Annotated in this window: 12 protein-coding genes; 7 read left to right on the top strand and 5 right to left on the bottom strand. The window is 43.3% G+C overall.

Features of this window, described 5'->3' with window-relative positions; all coding sequences use genetic code 11:
* Window positions 1-168: 168 nt before the first annotated feature.
* The 4 genes from PQ469_RS30700 (at window position 169) to PQ469_RS30685 (ending at window position 6,147) form a co-directional block, all read left to right on the top strand.
* Window positions 169-1,989 carry a sensor histidine kinase gene (locus PQ469_RS30700; protein ID WP_274211050.1) on the top strand — a complete coding sequence of 607 codons (1,821 nt, stop codon included), beginning with the start codon at window positions 169-171 and terminating at the stop codon, window positions 1,987-1,989.
* Window positions 1,990-2,189: 200 nt separating this feature from the next.
* Window positions 2,190-2,882 carry a response regulator transcription factor gene (locus PQ469_RS30695; protein WP_090638958.1) on the top strand — a complete coding sequence of 231 codons (693 nt, stop codon included), beginning with the start codon at window positions 2,190-2,192 and terminating at the stop codon, window positions 2,880-2,882.
* 293 nt (window positions 2,883-3,175) lie between these two features.
* Window positions 3,176-3,817, top strand: coding sequence for a tetratricopeptide repeat protein (locus PQ469_RS30690; protein ID WP_274211049.1), 642 nt, complete (start codon window positions 3,176-3,178; stop codon window positions 3,815-3,817).
* A gap of 188 nt (window positions 3,818-4,005) precedes the next feature.
* Window positions 4,006-6,147 (top strand): carboxy terminal-processing peptidase, encoded by a 2,142-nt coding sequence (locus PQ469_RS30685; RefSeq protein WP_090641594.1) that lies wholly within the window; start codon window positions 4,006-4,008, stop codon window positions 6,145-6,147.
* A 175-nt stretch (window positions 6,148-6,322) separates the two neighbouring features.
* Here the strand turns inward: PQ469_RS30685 and PQ469_RS30680 are convergent, their stop codons facing one another.
* The gene (locus PQ469_RS30680; RefSeq protein ID WP_274211048.1) at window positions 6,323-9,226 is read right to left on the bottom strand and encodes a DEAD/DEAH box helicase; all 2,904 of its coding nucleotides are present in this window, start codon (window positions 9,224-9,226) and stop codon (window positions 6,323-6,325) included.
* Window positions 9,227-9,779: 553 nt separating this feature from the next.
* On the opposite strand from PQ469_RS30680, the gene PQ469_RS30675 reads away from it, so the two are divergent.
* Both PQ469_RS30675 and PQ469_RS30670 read left to right on the top strand, forming a co-directional pair.
* Complete coding sequence (locus PQ469_RS30675; protein WP_274211047.1) at window positions 9,780-11,768, top strand: retaining alpha-galactosidase; 1,989 nt, start codon at window positions 9,780-9,782, stop codon at window positions 11,766-11,768.
* A 148-nt stretch (window positions 11,769-11,916) separates the two neighbouring features.
* The gene (locus PQ469_RS30670) at window positions 11,917-12,498 is read left to right on the top strand and encodes an HPP family protein (protein ID WP_274211046.1); all 582 of its coding nucleotides are present in this window, start codon (window positions 11,917-11,919) and stop codon (window positions 12,496-12,498) included.
* 8 nt (window positions 12,499-12,506) lie between these two features.
* Here PQ469_RS30670 and PQ469_RS30665 read toward each other — a convergent pair whose 3' ends face one another.
* Entirely contained in the window at window positions 12,507-13,154 is a 648-nt protein-coding gene (locus PQ469_RS30665; RefSeq protein ID WP_274211045.1) for a Crp/Fnr family transcriptional regulator, read from the bottom strand.
* Window positions 13,155-13,247: 93 nt separating this feature from the next.
* Entirely contained in the window at window positions 13,248-13,481 is a 234-nt protein-coding gene (locus tag PQ469_RS30660; protein WP_090638907.1) for a hypothetical protein, read from the bottom strand.
* Between the two features lie 166 nt (window positions 13,482-13,647).
* Between PQ469_RS30660 and PQ469_RS30655 the strand changes: the two genes are divergently transcribed.
* On the top strand, window positions 13,648-15,525 hold the full coding sequence (locus PQ469_RS30655) for a chloride channel protein (RefSeq protein ID WP_274211044.1): 1,878 nt from the start codon (window positions 13,648-13,650) through the stop codon (window positions 15,523-15,525).
* A 52-nt stretch (window positions 15,526-15,577) separates the two neighbouring features.
* Here the strand turns inward: PQ469_RS30655 and PQ469_RS30650 are convergent, their stop codons facing one another.
* Window positions 15,578-18,370 carry a bifunctional fucokinase/fucose-1-phosphate guanylyltransferase gene (locus PQ469_RS30650; protein WP_274211043.1) on the bottom strand — a complete coding sequence of 931 codons (2,793 nt, stop codon included), beginning with the start codon at window positions 18,368-18,370 and terminating at the stop codon, window positions 15,578-15,580.
* 364 nt (window positions 18,371-18,734) lie between these two features.
* Entirely contained in the window at window positions 18,735-19,784 is a 1,050-nt protein-coding gene (locus tag PQ469_RS30645; protein WP_274211042.1) for a DUF4097 family beta strand repeat-containing protein, read from the bottom strand.
* Window positions 19,785-19,889 lie beyond the last annotated feature (105 nt).

Below are 19,889 nucleotides of genomic sequence, written 5' to 3'. Positions count from 1 at the left end.
AATATAAGAAAAGGCCTCAAATGGGGCCTTTTTTTATTACCTGTCCATACCTCGTTTAAACGCCGGCAATAGGTTATATTTCAAAGCGTTATTATTAATTGACAATTGTTAAATTTTGTTAAATAGCCCCTTTGTTGGGTTATTTAAAATATTTTTGTTTGTTAACAAATGAAGAAACGTAGTATCGGTTTGATTATTGGCTTAATGGGGCTTGCACTTTTGGGTGTAATGGGTATGCAATTGTATTTTTTAAGACAATCGTACCAAATGCAATCCGAACTTTTTGACCGCTCTGTTAACGAGGCACTTAACAACGTGGTATCAAAAGTAACCAAACAGGATGCCAACAACTTTTTAAATTCGAAAGCCCAGGTTAGAGCGGCCGAAATAGATGATGCGGGAATAAAAGTGGTAAAAAGCACCGATAATAAACCCTTTATTCCTAAAACAGGCAAGCGGCAAACCCTGAGGCAAAAAAAAGTAGCCCTGCTGCGTGATAGCCTGGAACGTATGATCAAACATCAAAAACTTGATGATGAACTAAGCGATTTACTACAGCAGGAGGGTACCGTGGATATTAAAGTTACCATGGCACAATATACCGACGATGCGGGTATTGTGCATGCCAGCTACAAACAACAGGTAATTGGTACACACATTACCCACACTGTAAAAACACCTCATAAACTGCGCAAATATGATACGCTACGTTACGAATACCCCGACCCGCAGTTTGGCAAGCAATTAATTCTGATACCGCGCATTAACCCCCTTTGGCAGCGCGAACAAGTGCGCAAGCAAAAGGAAAGGCAGGTTGCACAGATCAAAAGAATGCTTGAAACCGATTCGATTCAAAACGTAAGCGTAAACACAAACCCTGGCAAGGCAAATGTTATAGCCAACCTGGCCGAAGAATACAGCAGATCGGACCAGCCGCTCACTAAACGATTAAACCTACTTTGGATAGATACACTTTTGCGTTTTGAACTGCATAACAAGGGCATATCGTTGCCATTTAGCTACGAAGTAAGTACAGCCAACAGTGATTCACTCATATTTTCGAATGCCAGTGACCTGGAGGGTAACAAGCCGGTGTTTATCCCGGCCAATACCTATCAAACTGCTATTTTTAGCCGCGATGTGATCAACGATCCGGGTAAGATCAAACTATCTTTTCCGCAAAAAAACTCACTCATCTTAAGTAAGATGACTGCCACCATGGGTACTACCGGCGGTTTGCTTATCGTTTTGATATTTTGTTTTGGATATACCATTTTCTCTATTCTGAAGCAAAAAAAGGTATCGGAAATGAAAATAGACTTCATCAACAACATGACCCACGAGTTTAAAACCCCAGTATCAACTATCATGATAGCAAGCGAGGCTTTAAAGGACAGGGAAATTACTAACGACCAAAACAGGGTATCGCGACTGGCCAATATAATTTTTGAGGAAAACGAACGTTTAGGTAGCCATATAGAGCGGGTATTAAATATTGCCCGCATTGAAAAAAATGACTTTAAGCTTGATAAAAAACCGCTTGATGTAAACGACATGATAACGGTTGTTTTAGATAGCATGGCGCTTAAGCTGCATAAATGCAATGCTAAAACCACTCTTGAACTGGGCGCGGAAAACGCGGTAATTGTGGCCGACGAGCTTCATTTTTCAAATGTGTTGTATAACCTTATCGATAACGCAATAAAGTACAGTAATGAAAACCCCGAGATAACGATCAGCACTTTTAACAAAAACGGGCAGGTGGTTATTAAGGTGGCCGATAAAGGCATAGGCATGAGCCGCGATCAGCAAACAAAAATATTTGAACAGTTTTACCGTATCCCTACAGGTAACCTGCATGATGTTAAAGGTTTTGGACTGGGATTAAGCTATGTAAATACTATTGTAAAACGATTGAACGGCAGCATTAGCGTAAAATCTGAAAAAGAAAAAGGATCGGAGTTTGAGCTGAAATTCGCGGTGGCGTAGTTAGTCGGGGAGTCCGGAAGTCCGGAAGATGTTGTGTTGTGAACGATGCTAACTATTTAAATAAAAAAACTGTCGGACTTGCTGACATCCAAACTTAAAAATAAAATCTTCCGGACTTTCGGACTTTTCCGACTTCCGGACTAAAAAACAAAAAAACTTTCGGACTTATCGGACTTTCCGACTTCCGAACTAAACATAACATGAAGAAAATACTACTGGTTGAGGATGATGCCAATTTGGGTTTATTGCTACAGGATTATCTGCAGCTGAAAGGAAAATTTGATGTTATTTTATGTAAAGATGGCGAAGAAGGACTGCGTACCTTTACCAAACATGTATTTGACTTGCTGATACTGGATGTAATGATGCCCAAAAAAGACGGCTTTACCCTGGGCAAAGACATCAGGAAAATAAACCCCAACGTGCCCATCATTTTTGCCACCGCCAAGGGCATGATCGAAGATAAAACACAAGCCTTTAACCTCGGCGGTGATGATTATATTACCAAGCCCTTCCGGATAGAAGAGTTGCTGCTGCGCATAAACGCCTTGCTAAAACGATCCAGTGGCACCGAAAAAACCGAAGAGGAAAAGCAAACCAGCTTTAAAATTGGCCGCTATACCTTTGACTATACCTCGCAAATCATCACCATAGGTGAGGCTCTTCAAAAGCTATCTACCAAAGAGGCCGAACTTTTACGCCTGCTATGTATGCGCAAAAACGAAGTACTTACCCGCGAAGAAGCACTGCTGAATATTTGGCACGATGACAATTACTTTAACGGCCGCAGCATGGATGTATTTTTAAGCAAAATCCGTAAGTATTTAAAAGATGACCCCAATGTCGAGATAATTAATGTACATGGCCGGGGGTACAAATTACTAATCAATTAACGGGGTTTTGGGTGTGTTTATTAAGATGCTATAAAATCTCAGTAACATCGCCGCCGCTCTGTCTGTATTTTTAATTAAAATTTTAATTCGCAAAGAAAATTTTATTCTGCCTTATTATCAACCGATTAGCAGAAGCATTATTAATTGGACATAACATTATAGCTCCGCGCTCCGTTAAATCCTCTTATCAAACAAACAAGGCTGGTATTTCTACATTTTAGGGTATTGATTAACTGGACTTTATAATTATATTTGTTTACTGATTAATTTATTAAACTCAGACAAAAGACTCAATGAGATATCTTTTACTAATTATCTTATGCTCTGTAAGTATATCCGCATCGGCACAATGGTGGGTAAAACCGGCTAAAAGCATTGGTAATGTATTTAAAAAACACGAACGCTTTCCGCTGATTGCTGATGTAAAAGATCACTCCATTGGCAGGTTGCCCGCAGCCCAGTTAGCTAAACATAAAATTACGGCTGTTAGCCTGGAGCTTGCATCTTATTCCCTTTATCTGCATGAAATGGCGGTAATGAAAACGGCCCAGCATAACATGAGGTTCAGGGTTTACAATGCTGCAAGCTACAATTTTAGCGATCTGGCGCAAATGTACCTGAAGCAAAATCGCTTATCGGAAGCTAAATGGTATTGGCTGCAAAGTCTGCAGATATCGCGCCAGCAAAACGACGACAAGCATACCATTACCAGCTTAATGGGATTGGCAACCTGTAAAGCTGGCTATGGCGATTTTACGCAGGCTATGCAGGATTTGAGCGAGGCCCGCGATATGGCCAATAGCCATGGGTTTACAGCCGATGTTGCCAACATTAACAAACAGATGCGCTACCTGCAAGACAATAAAGATAACCCGAAAGCCGAGATCCGTTATGCGGAAACCGCAGAACAAGAGCCTAAAAAGGTAATTAAATAATTTTTTTATGTAACAATAGCGTAAAATGCTATTGCGTGTATACTACAAGTAAAACATTATCGTATAATTGTTATTGTTATTAGGAGACAGCATTTTGACTGTCTCTTTTTTTTACATTAGCAATAATTTATTATTAGGCACAAGTATTGATGTTTTACACCACTCCCGATTTAACTACAGTAAAAAATATGTTTAAGAAAGTATATTTATTAGTATTACTGGCTGCTGCACTTGCATGTAAGGCATCGCCATCAAAACCAATTAAAGTTGCAGCATCAGACCTGGAGCCAGATGAGCAACAGAGTATTGTCTGCAAAAAAATTGCCGAACTGATTACCAATTACAACTATAAAAAAGTTGAACTAAACGATTCAATATCAGCAATTGTATACGATCGGTATATCAAATCATTAGATGAAAACCATAGTTACTTTTTAGCCTCGGATATTAAGGACTTTGAAAAGTACAAAACAGTGCTTGATGATGACATTAAAGCAGGTAACCTTAATGATGCTTTTTATATTTTCAACGTGTTTCAGAAAAGATACATCGAGCATGTAAACTACTCGTTAGCCAGATTAAACAAAAGCTTTGATTTTGATAAAAAAGAATCGTTTGTGTATGATCGGGATAAACTGCCATGGCCTGCCAATCAAACCGAAATGGATGACATGTGGGGGCAGCGCGTTAAATACGACCTGCTGAACCTGAAAATAGCCAACCCGGACATGGCAAAAAATAAAGAAGTACTGAAAAAACGTTACGAAAACTTATTGTCGCAAGCAAATAAGCTATCCAACCAGGACGTTTTTCAATATTTCATGGATGCCTTTACCGAGGCTATCGATCCGCATACTAACTATTTTAACCCTTCAAACGCAGCTAATTTCAATATCGAAATGTCTCGCCAGTTAGAAGGTATCGGTGCCTCACTGTTAGTTGAAAACGAATACGTAACCATCAAATCGATAGTACCGGGTGGTCCTGCTGATAAAAGCAAGCAGATATCCATCGACGATCGCATTGTTGGTGTTGCACAAGGCAAAGAAGGCGAATTTCAGAACGTAGTTGGCTGGAGGGTTGAAAATGCTATCGCCATAATTCGTGGAACCAAAGGTACTACGGTAAAGCTTGAGATTTTACCTGCAGGGGCAAGCGCAGGCAGCAAGCCCAAAGTTGTAGAAATGGTACGCGAAAAAATCATTTTAAAAGACCAATCGGCCAAAAAAGAGATCCGTAATTATAACAGTAATGGTAAAGCTGTTAAAATAGGCGTAATATCTATTCCCGCATTTTACATCGATTATAACGATTACAAGGCAGGTAATCCAAACTATAAGAGTACTACCCACGATGTTAAATTATTGCTCGATAGCCTGAAACAGGAAAATGTTGATGGCGTAGTTATCGACTTACGCGAAAATGGAGGCGGCTCGTTAATGGAGGCTATTGAACTTACTGGCTTATTCATCAAATCGGGCCCGGTAGTACAGGTTCGTGATACTAAAGATCAGGTGGATGTAGAGAAAGATGAAGACCCATCGGTTACTTATTCAGGTCCGTTGGGAGTACTTGTTGATCGTTTTAGCGCTTCAGCATCAGAAATTTTCTCCGGTGCTATACAGGACTATGGCCGCGGATTAATTTTGGGCACACAAACCTATGGTAAAGGCTCGGTACAAAACGCCATTGACCTCGATAGGATACTGGGTTCGCCAATACGTGATAAGATAAAAGATTTAGCTGGAAATGTTGCCGGAACAAAAAAGATGAAAGTATCAACCGGCAGCCAGAGTACTTATGGCCAGTTAAATTTAACTATAGCTAAATTTTACCGTATTAGTGGCAATTCAACCCAGCATAAAGGTGTTATGCCCGATATCCAGTTTCCATCATTAATTCCTTTGGATAAATATGGCGAGGATACCGAGCCATCGGCTATGCCTTTTGATGTGATAGAAAAAAGCGATTTTACCAAAGCAGGCGATTTTACGGCGGTATTGCCACAGCTTAAAAAAATGCATGAGCAACGTATGGCAACAAGCGATAGCTACAAGTATATGCTTGAAGATATCGCCGACTTTAAAAAACACAATACCGAAGGCAGTGTAACCTTAAATGAAGCCGACCTTAAGAAAGAACGTGATGCCGACGAGCAAAAAGCGTTGGAACGTAATAACCTACGCCGCGTAGCCTTGGGCCTGCCTGCGCTTAAAAAGGGGGATAAAAGGCCTAAAGATGAAGACCTTGACTTTGTAAAACGTGAAGTAGGCCAGATCATGACTGATTACATCAGTTTAGGGTCGAAGTTCACAAGCGTGAAACCTTAGTCAGATGTGCAAATTTCAGATATGCAAATGTGCAGATGATGAAAAAGAAAATGGCCTTTCAACAATTGAGAGGCTATTTTTTTATGCTTTATCCGAATCAAATAATCTGAAGTATACACATCCAAAATTTTCCATCTGCACATCTAAAATTTGCACACCTGCACATCTGGGGTTCCTACCCCAATATCTCCTTTATATCATCCGCAGTAAGCGATTTAATAAAACTTTCCTCGGTGGTAATTAAAGCGCGGCTGAGGCTTAATTTGCGCTGCTGCAGGGCAAGTATCTTCTCTTCAACAGAATCCTTGGTGATGAATTTATAGATGAACACATTTTTGGTTTGCCCGATGCGGTGGGTACGATCAATGGCCTGTTGTTCAACAGCAGGGTTCCACCAGGGGTCAAGAATAAACACATAGTCGGCCTCCGTTAGGTTAAGGCCTACCCCGCCTGCCTTTATCGAGATCAGGAAAACCCTTGTCTTTTTATCCTCCTGGAATTGTTTAACCACATCACCGCGGTTTTGAGTACCGCCATCAAGGTAAACATATGATATTCCTTCGCGTTCCAGGTGTTCGCGATAAATGGCAAGCTGCTTTACAAACTGCGAGAATATCAACACCTTGTGCCCGCCATCCAACACGCTGGCCAGGGTGTGTACTACGTTTTCAAATTTTCCGCTATCGCCCTCGTAATCCTTATCAATCATGATGGGGTGGTTGGCTATCTGCCTCAGCTTAATCAGCCCCTGCAATACCTGTATCTGGGTTTTGGCAAAGGTGCCATCCTCCAGGCTTTTCAGCAATTCGTTGCGGTATTCTGATTTTATTTTTTCATATACCGATCCCTGCTCCTCGCTCATCTCGCAGTAAAGCAAGGTTTCCGTTTTGGGTGGAAGCTCGGTTGCTACCTGTTCTTTGGTACGGCGCAACACAAAAGGTTTAATAAGCGCCTGCAGCTTGCGCGCCTTATCCTCATCCTTTTTCTTTTCTATAGGCGTTACAAACTCATTTTGGAAAAACTGCTGGCTGCCCAACAAGCCGGGGTTTATAAACGACATCTGCGTCCATAAGTCATTTACCGAATTTTCAACCGGGGTACCGCTTAATATCAGTTTAAATCGCGATTTGAGTTGCTTAACTGCCTGGAATGACTTTGACGACGGATTTTTGATGTTCTGGCTTTCATCAAGTATCACATAATCAAAAAAGTAATCCTTAAACATTTCAATATCTATCCGGCTGATGCCATAGGTGGTGATAACCACATCATAGTTGGCAAACACATCTGCCGACCGATACCTTAATGTACCTGTATGTACCATCAACCTCAATTGCGGTGTAAATTTTTTCGCCTCGTTAAGCCAGTTGTATATCAACGATGTTGGCATAATAACCAGCGATGTGCTCTTGCTGCCTTCTGCTTCGGTAAACTCTTTATGTTTTTGCAGCAGGGCCAGGGTTTGTATTGTTTTACCAAGGCCCATATCATCGGCAAGGCAGCCGCCAAAATGGTATTGCTTTAAAAAGTGAAACCAGTTATAACCTGCCTGTTGGTAAGGCCGCAGGTTACCTTGAAAGTTTACAGGCATATTTATTTCTTCCAATTCTTCAAAATTGGTCAACTTCTGTAGCTTGCGGGTCATGGTAACGTTGGCCATCTCGCCTTCGGCCAGGTCATTAACCAGGCCTATATGGTGGCGGCGCAGCCTCAAGTCATTGCCTCCTTCGGTAAAATGCAACAGGTTACCATATTGCGAAAACCATTTTTCGGGGATAACAGCAATCTCGCCCGATGGCAAAATAAATTCCTTTTTATGGTTGAGGATATGATTCCTTAGCTGGATAAACGGAATGCGGTATGGCCCAAACCAAACAATGGCGTTAATATCAAACCAATCGTTATTTTCAGATACTTCAAGGTCTATTTTACTGTTTCCAAAAACGTACCGCTTTTGACCGTCAGGTTGCTCTATTTCAAAACCCTGCTCTATTAGCTGGTTATGATGCTGATTAAGCCATTCAAATACCGAGAAGGAATGATCGGCATCCTCATCATGCTTATTATCAACCTCGAGGTTTTGAAACAGGCTGGATACCGTTTTAAGGCCTAATTGCTCCAACTGAGCCATTTTACCCTTTTCCCAGGTAGCCGAGCGCTTAATACGATGAAACAGGTAATCGTCGCCATTTTTCTCCATCCTTACAGATACCGTACGTCCATCGCCGTAAGGAAAAATATAGCCCGCATATTTAAAATACAATTGCAGCTGCGATGTGCCCCCCTCTACATAAATAGGTTTTATAATTGGCTGCGCATCATATTTTTCGGTATTTATCGTAAACCCTTCGGCATATACATTGTGCTTCTCAATCAGCGGAGCAACAAATTTTTCAAAGTAGGATTGCTCTGACGACCTTGGGATTGCGATAAAGCGCTTATTCAGGAACGGCACCAGTTTTTTACCTTCTATCTCTTTATCAAAATAATACAGGGTATCGTCAAGCAGCATCCAGGCCGGGTGGTTACAAATGATTTCGGCATTTTTAAACATGAATTCGATTCGCATTCCCTGGTATTTAATCGTAGGGAAATATCGTATCTCCTCCTCATTTCGCCTGAAATGGAACAGTACGCTGGCCGGCTCAGTTGCTATCTGCAGCTTTCGTTCTCCGGGATAGCCCTCTTTACTCATCTGGTAAACCTTTTTGCCGGTTTGCATCAGCAGGTTCAGCGCTTCGGCCATCCGCTTCTCCAGCTTGGGGCGAATGGTATCATACAAGGTTTCGTTAAATATTTTGGCAAAAAACTCAAACGGGCGGATGGGCTTTTTATAAAAGCGCTTTATTACATTGCCCTGCTCCATCTCCTCCAAAATCTTGATAAGCTTAATATCAACCTCATCAATATATTGCATAAACTCCTTTGCCGTATTGGAAAACAAGCGCTGGTAGGTTAATGAAAATTCGCCGTTGGGGTTAAGCTGAACGATATGTGGCTCAATTACATAGCCAAGGTAATCATGCTTTGCAATGGCATAAATAATCTGGCATGGTTTTGTACTGTCGACTCGTAGCATTAACTTTTGATAAAAAATTAATAGAAGCTACATCAACAAAAAATTCAAACGTAATCAGAATTTGGGGGAATTGAAAGGATTTTTTGTTTTTTAATTCAGAAAACGAATTTGGGGGCCAATGCTGTGTCGTTGTTAACGGCCTGCGTAGCGATAAAAACTCAGGCACGAATATCTGCTGGCAGAATTACAATTTAATGGAATCTCACGAATTTTAGGATTGATCGGCCAGGGCAAACGCAAGTAAAGAGGGTTAACATAACTTAACACATTTCAGCCGCATAAGCCAATAAACAATTGATTATAAGTGTTTTAAATTTCAAGATGGTTAACACCAACTTAATACTTTCCACCTATTAAACGCAGCGCAATGTCTCCGAACCAAAAATAAAGAGTACGACCAGGGCTACGAGTAGCCCTCAATCCCCGTCGCCTGACGAACTCCCGCTGCTTTTTTCTTATTACAATTTGTAAGGAATGCATTATGCAGTGCCTGCATTTATGCTTAGCTTCGGCTTATTATAATCCTGCTATTTAAACCGCAATATCCTTTGTGATGAAGACTAAACTTTTACTCCTGCTTTGCCTATGCCTTCCTGTTAGCACACTACTTGCCCAATCGGCAAAAAGCTACCATATAAAATCGCCGAATGGAAAAATCGATTTAGCTATAACCACCGGCACCACTGTCAGCTGGTCGGTAAAACATGAGGATACCGAAGTTATTAGCCCTTCAACTATATCGATGACTTTAGCCGGCGGCGAGGTATTGGGCAAAAACGCGGTTGTAAAATCGGCCAAAACATCATCGGCAGATACCTGGTTTAACACGCCTATTTATAAAAAGGACAAGGTTCATGACCAATACAACCAACTAATCATCAATTTTAAAGGCGATTACGCGGTTGTATTCCGTGCCTATGACGATGGGGTGGCCTACCGCTTCACCACGCAAAAAAAGGGTGAAATTACCGTTGTTGACGAGGAAGCCAACTTCAATTTTAAGGATGATGATAAAGCTTATCTGCCTTTTGTGAATGATTTTAGGAACAAGGATAAATGGACAACCTCTTTTGAGGCACTTTATGATAACATCAACATCTCTGCCGTAAAAAAAGATACACTGGCATTTTTGCCCGTGTTGGTTGATGTTGGCACTCCGAAAAAAGCAGCCATTTTAGAGGCAGACCTCAACAACTACCCCGGCATGTACTTAACCGGCGATGGCTCGGGAAGCAAAAACCTGAAAGGGGCATTTGCCCAATATCCTACAGTGGAACATACCGGCGGCTATGCCAATATGAACTACGTGGTGAACGGCCGGGCTGATTATATTGCCAAAACTACGGGTGCCCGCAGCTTCCCGTGGCGGGTGGTGATTATCAGCACCGATGACAAGCAGCTGGCCAATAGCGACATGGTGCAAAAGCTTGCAGAGCCATCAAGGCTAACCGATCTTTCCTGGATAAAACCGGGCAAAGTAGCCTGGGATTGGTGGAACGACTGGAACATCAGCCACGTTGATTTTAAGGCCGGCATTAATAACCCAACCTATAAATACTATATCGATTTTGCATCGGCCAATAAAATAGAATATGTGGTGCTGGATGAGGGCTGGTCGAGCATTGTAGACCTCACCCAGATCTCGCCCGAGATTAACCTGCAGGAACTGCTTGATTATGCTAAACAAAAAAACGTGGGCCTCATTTTGTGGACCAGCTGGTATGCCCTTACCCGCCAAACCGATTTAGCTTTTGACAAATTCACCAAAATGGGCGTTAAAGGCTTCAAGATAGATTTTATTGACCGCGACGACCAGAAGATGGTATCATCGCTATATGACATAGCCCAAAAGGCTGCCGACCATCACCTGATTGTTGATTACCACGGCATGTACAAACCCGGCGGCATCCAGCGCACTTTTCCTAATATTGTGAATTTTGAGGGGGTAAAAGGGCTGGAGAATGTAAAATGGGGTGTAACCAATCACCCGGGTTATGATGTAAGTATCCCGTTCATCCGCATGCTATCCGGCCCGATGGATTATACCCCAGGGGCTATGCGCAATGCCACAAAAGCAAACTTTCGCCCGGTAAACGGCAACCCCATGAGCCAGGGAACACGCTGCCACCAACTGGCCATGTATACCATATTTGAAGCCCCGCTGCAAATGATGGCTGATAACCCAACCATTTATACCAAAGAGCAGGAAAGTACCGATTTTATAGCTGCGGTGCCTACCACCTTTAACGAAACCGTTGCCCTTGATGGCAAGGTGGGCGAATATGTAGCTATTGCACGCCGCAAAGGCACCACCTGGTATGCCGGCGCCATGAGCAACTGGGATGCGAGGGATTTAAATATCGATTTAGCATTTTTGGGCGATGGCAACTATAAGGCCATTGTATTTGAGGATGGCGTAAATGCCGATAAGGACGCTACCGATTATAAACACACCGTTATTAACGTAACCGCGAAAGACAAGCTATCTGTAAAACTGGCACCTGGCGGTGGCTGGGCTGCGCGGTTTGAGCGGGTAAATTAATATAACCACGTGCTTTTAGATATGGCCTCCGGATTAAAAGCCTGGGGCTTTTTAATTTTCAGTAAATATTTTATCTCCTCGGTTGCTGATTTTAATTTATCCATTGCGCCATAATTTAAAGTGCCTATTTTTGTCCCGACCAATTATTATGATCAGAAGGATACATCGCCACGCTCGCACCGCCCGTTACATTGTTTATAAAGAGACGCTGGTTGATTATAAAGAGCATTTCTGGACGTTTATAGGCTCGTTCCTGGGCATAGGCTTAATTGGGTTTTTTAGCAACCGATACTTTAGCCCCTCAGATAATTTATTCCTTATTGGTTCTTTTGGTGCTTCATCGGTATTAATTTATGGCATCGTAAACAGCCCTCTCGCCCAGCCCCGAAACTTAATTGGCGGCCATGTAATCTGCGCTATCGTAGGGGTAACAATGCATAAGCTTATCCCGCACGAGGTTTGGCTGTCATCTGCCCTGGCTGTATCAGTTGCCATTGTATTGATGCAAATTACCAAAACGCTGCATCCGCCGGGTGGAGCCACAGCGCTGATTGCTAACATTGGCTCGGCCAAAATACAGGCATTGGGATATTTATACGTATTAAGCCCGGTATTATCCGGCGCAATAGTATTGCTGCTGGTAGCTTTGCTGGTAAACAATGTAAGCGGCCATCGCAAATATCCCAACAATAAAAAGTGGTTTATGGTATGGCGCAGGTATCAGCGTTAAGTTACCGCCTACACGCCTGTTTCTTCTGTCAGTTTAAGCAATAAGCCCTCGTTTTTAATAAATATGCTTTTGCCGGCTATTTCAATGATCTTTTCCTCAACCAGATCATTAATGGTGCGAAACAGTGATTCGTATGCGGCACCGGTAAATGCGGCCAGGTCCTGCCGACTCAGGTCGATGTCAATAAACCCATCGGCATTGATACCGAATTTATTTTTGAGGGAGATGAGCGCCTGCGCAACCCGCCCTTTAACGGGCATATGCGCAAGGTTCCGCATTCGCTTTTCAGATTCCTGCAACTCATTAGCAAAAAAGCGCATAAGCTTTATTACAAAGCTATTGTTAACGTTCAGCGTCGATTCCAGGAAATCCATGCTGATATAACAAATTATGCCGGCCTCAATAGCCGTAGCCGATACAGGATAATAACCTGTATCGCCAAGCCCCAGGTGGCCAACAATATCGCCTTTTTTGGCAAAACGCAATATCAACTCTTTTTCGGCATCCCATTTCTTGTGCACTTTTACTTTGCCCTCGTAAACAAAATAAATTCCTGTAACCGGGTCGCCTTCTTTAAATATTGCTTCGCCTTTTTTTACAACATAGTTTTTTCGCTGGGCCGCAATAGCCGGAATCCAATCTTTTAAGCAGTGCATGCACAAAAAGCAGCTTTTTAAATCACAAACGTTTTTACTTTTTGCCATGTATGAATGCCCCTTTTATATTGGCAAATTGCCTGTGCGAAATTATTAAAAGTACCGGCCTTTTGGCTGCTCCCAGGTAGCCATGTTAAAAATAATTCCTAATATGGCAATTACCGAGCCGCCAAACACAGGCCATGGGAATGATTTTGCGCCATTAATGTAAATTGTCCAGTTGTGTGAATCAACCGCGTTAACTGTTTTTAAATTGGTAAAGGTTAAAAAACCAATAATAATGATGATAACCCCTATCGCCATTAATGCATAACTGAATTTTTTCATGTTACTATCCTTGTAATGTTTTTAATAAATTCCGCCACAAACTTTACAATAAAACATTGCATGTGCAATGTTTTATTGTAAAGTTTTTTCATAAAAAATCTATTTTATATTACTTTTGCAATAAAATAGACGCCCATTTATAATTATGCGGGCTGTAATATTCATTATGAAACAGAAAGAAACAGGCATTCCCATCTCGCCTTCCTTAAACGCCATTAATAGCCATCAGGATAAATTAACCTTAAGCCGTACTACAAAAAACAGGCTCTTATATATTTCGGCATTATCTGTTACGGTGGCAATAGCCATCAGCATTATAGCCAAGGGCCTTATATACCTCATTAATATTGTAACCAACATATCTTTTTACGGTTTGCTGGATGTGCATTTCCACAGCCCTGCCGCTAACCACCTGGGCTTGTGGGTTATTACTGTGCCGGCCATTGGCGGGATAATTGTGGGGCTAATGGCCTTATATGGTTCAAAAGCCATCAGGGGGCATGGTATCCCCGAAGCCATGGAACAAATACTAACTAACCAAAGCAAAATAAAACCTTCTATTACTTTTCTAAAGCCCATATCATCGGCAATTGCCATTGGTACCGGTGGGCCCTTCGGTGCCGAAGGGCCAATAATTGCAACCGGTGGGGCATTAGGATCAACCCTTGGCCAGCTATTAAAAATTACCGCCAATGAGCGTAAAGTTATCCTTGCTGCCGGTGCAACCGCAGGCATGTCGGCCATATTCGGCACCCCTATAGCGGCGGTGTTATTGGCTATCGAGTTGCTTTTATTTGAGTTTTCGCCCAAATCTATTTTACCGGTCGCCCTGGCTTGTATAACGGGGGCTGCAGGTCACCACCTGTTATTTGAACCGGGCCCGGTTTTTCCTATGCCCAATTTAGCGGTGCCATCTAATGGGGCATTAGCCATTTATAGTGGTATCGGCCTGTTTACCGGATTTTTATCATTAGGGATTACCAAAATCGTTTATTTAATTGAAGATTGGTTTGATAAACTCCCCATACACTGGATGTGGTGGCCTGCCTTAGGCGGCCTTGGTGTTGGTTTAATTGGATATTTTGCCCCTCATACATTGGGTGTGGGTTATGATAATATCATTAGCATTTTATCGGGCACCATTCCGTTACTGCTTATTTTGCGTTTATGCTTTTTTAAATTTCTGTCGTGGGCAATTGCACTGGGTAGCGGCACATCCGGCGGCACGCTTGCTCCCTTGTTAACCATTGGCGGCGCGGCGGGGGCTATCACCGGCGCGGTTATTTTAATGTTTTTTCCCAATTCGGGCATAACCATACCAATGGCTGCGTTGCTGGGCATGTCATCTATGTTTGCCGGTGCCTCACGGGCATATTTAACCAGCATTACCTTCGCGCTCGAATCTACCATGCAGTCAAACGCCTTACTCCCTTTGCTTGGCGCTTGCACAGCATCGTACCTGGTATCGTTCTTTTTAATGGAGAATACCATTATGACCGAAAAAATTGCCCGCAGAGGGGTAGTCACTCCTGTTTCATTTGAGCCCGATGTGCTGAGTAAATTATCTGTAGTTGATGTTATGAACAAAAGCTTTGTTATACTAAACGCCCAAAACACGGTTAGTGAAGTAAAAGCCACGCTGCTGGCCGACAGCACAAACACCCATGATTTTATTGTGGTTGATAAAAAAGGCAATTACACAGGTACAGCCAATTTAGCCGATATTTATAATGATACACTGGCCGACAAACTAACCCTCGCTAATATAGTTCATCCATCAACATTAACGATAAACAGCAACACATCATTACGCCAGGCGGCCGAATTAATGGCAAAGCATAGCGCAGAACTGGTAGCAGTTACATCGGCAGAAAACACAATCATCGGCAGCCTATCCTGCAAAGAAATCATAGCTGCATATGGACTCCATAATAATGAGGCCGATGAAACAGCACAGCCGATATCCCTAAAAAGGCAACGGTTAAAAGTGTTGAGCAAAGGGCGAAAGCTGATGAACAGCAAGACAAAAGAGCCGGGCAATTAAATTAATGGGATTTTGGCGGGGTGCGAGTGTGCCCCCCTTGCTAACCCTTACATTAACTCCTTGATGTCTTAAATCCATCCCGCGAAATAGACCAATCAACAAACCTCGCCCTGTTATTAAGCGGGTTGGTATTAAGAGCGCCGCGCACCTTTGCCGCTGCGGCCACATCCTTTGCAAATATTAGCATGTATCCACCGCCACCCGCGCCCAGTAATTTACAGCTAATGATATAATCGCTGATACGATCAATAATAGCCTGAGTTTCCGGAGTATTGGTACCGCCATCCAACCGCTGGTTAAGCTCCCAGCTAATGCCCGTAGCCTCGGCCACTTGCTGCAGGTTGCCGTATTGGAAAGCTTCGTAGGTTTTAAGGGCGTGCTGGTTCATTTCTTCAAGAATGCTTAAATAGCCATTGCCGTTAAGGAACATCCCTTTCACAATTTCGGCCAGGATATTTTTAGCTACCCGGGTAATTCCGGTATAATATAACAACACAGATGCTGCAGAAGCATCGGTAAAAATAAACTCGGGCGCCCACCGTACTGTGGGCTTTTGAAAAATACCCGGGTTGCTTTCCAATAACTTAATTCCACCAAAAACACCGCCATACTGATCCTGCCAGCCGCCGCCGGTTGTTAACATTTGCTCCAAAACCAGTGTTCGCGAGCAGATGGCATATTTATCCCATTTCAAATCGCAAAAATCGCTTAAGGTGCCCAATACCGTACTTGCCAGGATTGAACTTGTGCCTAAGCCCGATCCCTTGGGTATAGCAGCCAACAACGTTACCTCGATACCCATACCAAAGTCTTTCAATTGCTCTATCAGCGAACCGTACCTGTTTGCCGAAAATTCCGGAACAAAACCAGCCAGGCAAAGCGCCGCTTTGGGAATACAAAATGCCGAACCGACTGAATTATTATAATCATTTAATTGCTGATAAGTGGTTATATCCTCCCTTACACCCAAATCAATAGATCGCAGCGTGATAACATATTCGGCAGACGGTTTTATGAATACCTGCAGCGGGGGCTGGCCATTAAGCTCAACAGCCAGGTTTAGTACCTTACCGCCGTTTATGAGGCAGTTTGGAGGCGTGTCTGTCCAACCACCAGCCAGGTCGAGCCTGATTGGGCTGCGGCCCCAAACTATCTGGTCGGACATTACATCCAACCGCGGCGCCGCAAGTTCAGCTTTGGCCGTATCAACAATAGTTTCGGCAAGCAATCCAAATGCTTTTGCCTCGTAGGCGGCAGCGGATGGATCGTTTGAACCTAACACCTCGCTCCTGAACATCTGGTCGTGCAGGCGCGTTAACAGCGGGGCGTCATCCGGTAAAGCAGGCGGTAATGTTAGCTTTGCATTTTTAAATATCCCGGCAGCATTCTTCAAATCAAGCTGATAAAAAACAGATTGTTTCCAGTTAGCTGCCATACTTTGCAGGTTACTTTCTAAAAAAGTTTCACGCTGGGCGTACTGGCGGTAAAGGTTTATTTCATCGGCAACATCAGCGGCGGCAATTAACCGTTTTCCCTTTGCCTGGTAATTACATGGGTTATCAATCAGGTCCTGTATCACCTCACTGTTCAAATCTGCCGCATCAAATACAGGGTAAACAGGCTCGTTAAACCAGTCGGCAGCCGAATAACCGTTATTTGCATTTATTCCCCGTTTGGGTAATTGGGGGTTGTAAAAACCATAAACCCTTACACACAATTCATCGTTATTACCAATGGGTATAAAATCAAGACATGTTTCTTCGGGCAGGTTAAGCGTCCAATCATTTGCAGGTGCTCCTGTAATAACATGTTTACTACTCAATTTCCAGGTGCGGGCAATATCACTATTCTCAATCCAAATAGAATTGTTTGCGCGGGTAAAGTCAATCCCGGTGATCGCGTTTTGAGTAAACAGGTCGGCACTGGGTTTTATTTTATTATGCCATATCTCTTCCTGGTTTTTCACCAGGTTTTGCAGCTTATCGGTCGATTCTATCAGCTCGGCGCTGGTTCCAAAATGGTAAAATTCGCCTTTAGGGAGCGGCACAATTGCTACTTTTAACTGATTGATGGCATCGTCCTTCAACGTTGGTTTTTTGCCCAGGGCCTGCCCAAACTCTGTGTACATATCATAAAACGAGGGAATGCCGCCAGCAAACGAGTTACTATCTTTATCCCACCCGCTACGCTCAAACATCAATTCCATGGCTTTAGGGCTAAACAGCCAAACGCCGATATCGATAAAAAACAGGTAGTTAGGTTGCAACTCCTGCAATTTTTGAGCTGTGGGTTTTTGCAACGCAAAGGCCAACTCTTTGGGCGAGCTTTTATGTGCAAAAAAAACACCAAAATTAGATGCTTTCTCGGGCCGCTCCCACAGGCCGAAGCAAACAATATCCGCATCCGGAATTTCGGGCAATACGCCCCCTGCACGAATAAGCACATCGCCACTGGCTACCAGGTGATTGAGGCTTTTGGGGGCTTTGTTCAATATTTCTTCATACAGCGGTAATTGCAGGTCAATCAGCGTTTGGCCTATGCGCTGTCCTCTTTTCCAGCGAAAGATGGGCATGGGTGTAAACACTTTGCCTACGGCCGCATAGGCCGGCAAACGCCGGCTTTGGCCCCCTGCATGGATAATCAGCCGCTTCTCTTTGCGTAACCAATTATTTATCGGGCCTATAGCATTCTCCTCTTTACTGGCTTCATACAATAAATTAACTGTTCCGCCACCCGAGCCAACTTTGCCCTCTTTAGGGTCCGAGCTGAAGTAATAGTTTTCTTTGGCAAAATGGTGGTCGCCAAATTGTTTAAAGGCCGGAGGAATGCTTATCAGTTTTCTCATTTATGCTGGTTGAAGTCGGGGCGTATGAAGATACACCTAATCAGTAAAAATCGTAACTAATAGCTTAAATGGATTCAACTATTTGAGCATATTATTCATTGTTTATTGCTTCAATATCCCTGAATCCTTAAGCCACAAGTATTTGTTTTAAAAGTAAAAACCCTATCTCAACAACCTAAAAAAATAGCATTTAAATACCTAACCATCAATACCATACACAGCAATCATCTACCATATAAAGCAACACAATTGCTCATGCATTTTTTTTGAAAACCGGAGTAAAGCTGTTATTTTTCACTAAACACAAAAAGCCCCTGATCTTCCGACCCGGAGCTTCCTGTATATGGTTGATTGGTTTGTTTACTTAGTTAAACCTTACGCTTACGTTACCGCTCGACGCTTCGGCTGTCACCGGCGCACCTCCTCCGTTCACCGTGCCTTTAATATGTTCATTGTCCCACTGCCCGGTAAAGCCACTTATTTTTGATGGGTGCTGGTTAATACCGTCGCCACGAATATCGAGGTTTAGGCCCTGGTTTGCCGGCAGCTGTAAATCAATATTACCCGAGCTTACGTCCAGTTTCAGGAACTTACCCACTTTAACCATTTGCGCACGCAGGCTTCCGGCGCTTGTTGATGCGTCGAGGCTGCAGTTCATGCCTTTAAGGTCGATGCCACCACCGGAGGTGCTGGTAACCAGTTCGCCTTCAATACTGCTGCCCTCAACACCGCCCCCGCTGGTATGGGCGTTAACGGTGCCTTTTAAATTTTCAAGGCGTAACCCACCACCCGATGTTTCCAGGCTGATTTTACCTGTCAGATTTTTGGCCTCGATACCACCGCCGCTGGTTTGCAGGTTAATGTTATCGCCGCTGTTGGTAACCCTGATACCACCACCCGATGTGATACCTTTAATTGTGCCGTAAAGCCTGTCGACTTCCAATCCTCCGCCGCTGGTAGTAAATGTTTCATTACCTTTTAAGTTATCTAAACGGATACCTCCGCCACTGGTTTTCAGATTGGTAGCAACCTGTTGCGGAACAAATATTTTAAACGAGATACTGATTGATTTTTTCCAGTTGAAGCTTTGGTTTTCGTGCTTGTTTTTGGCAATGGCCCGTACTTCGTGGCCGGTTACGGTTACGCTCAGGTCGTAATCCTTATCAAGGCGTTTTTTGATTTCCTCTTTCGACAGATCACGGCCGTTATTGCCCCTGATGTATACCTCAACCCTTGGCGCCTGCCCTGCGCGCCCGCTTACTTCAATGCCACCGGCCGATGTATTTACCACAACGCTGCTGATGGCATCGCTTGCCAGCGATTTAGTTAGATATGGCGTTTTGCCATCGTTATCCTGCGCTATAGCCGCTATGGTTTGGCAGGCTAGCAAGGCCGATAAAATATATGCTTTCATGTTGTTTTGATTTGGTTTGCATGGATAAGACAGCGGCTGGGCGGGAATCGTTGCAGGGAAAGATAATTATTTTGTGGACGCCGCCTTGACACCGACCTGTTTTTA

The sequence above is a fragment of the Mucilaginibacter sp. KACC 22773 genome, from assembly GCF_028736215.1.
GTDB lineage: Bacteria > Bacteroidota > Bacteroidia > Sphingobacteriales > Sphingobacteriaceae > Mucilaginibacter.
The sequence above is the reverse complement of the archived record's forward strand: the minus strand, read 5'-3'. Positions and strand labels throughout refer to the sequence as shown.

Coding starts and splice junctions, on each gene's coding strand:
- PQ469_RS30700 (WP_274211050.1), top strand. CDS start 169: ATGAAGAAACGTAGTATCGGTTTGATTATTGGCTTAATGGGGCTTGCA.
- PQ469_RS30695 (WP_090638958.1), top strand. CDS start 2,190: ATGAAGAAAATACTACTGGTTGAGGATGATGCCAATTTGGGTTTATTG.
- PQ469_RS30690 (WP_274211049.1), top strand. CDS start 3,176: ATGAGATATCTTTTACTAATTATCTTATGCTCTGTAAGTATATCCGCA.
- PQ469_RS30685 (WP_090641594.1), top strand. CDS start 4,006: ATGTTTAAGAAAGTATATTTATTAGTATTACTGGCTGCTGCACTTGCA.
- PQ469_RS30680 (WP_274211048.1), bottom strand. CDS start 9,226: ATGCTACGAGTCGACAGTACAAAACCATGCCAGATTATTTATGCCATT.
- PQ469_RS30675 (WP_274211047.1), top strand. CDS start 9,780: ATGAAGACTAAACTTTTACTCCTGCTTTGCCTATGCCTTCCTGTTAGC.
- PQ469_RS30670 (WP_274211046.1), top strand. CDS start 11,917: ATGATCAGAAGGATACATCGCCACGCTCGCACCGCCCGTTACATTGTT.
- PQ469_RS30665 (WP_274211045.1), bottom strand. CDS start 13,154: ATGCACTGCTTAAAAGATTGGATTCCGGCTATTGCGGCCCAGCGAAAA.
- PQ469_RS30660 (WP_090638907.1), bottom strand. CDS start 13,481: ATGAAAAAATTCAGTTATGCATTAATGGCGATAGGGGTTATCATCATT.
- PQ469_RS30655 (WP_274211044.1), top strand. CDS start 13,648: ATGAAACAGAAAGAAACAGGCATTCCCATCTCGCCTTCCTTAAACGCC.
- PQ469_RS30650 (WP_274211043.1), bottom strand. CDS start 18,370: ATGAGAAAACTGATAAGCATTCCTCCGGCCTTTAAACAATTTGGCGAC.
- PQ469_RS30645 (WP_274211042.1), bottom strand. CDS start 19,784: ATGAAAGCATATATTTTATCGGCCTTGCTAGCCTGCCAAACCATAGCG.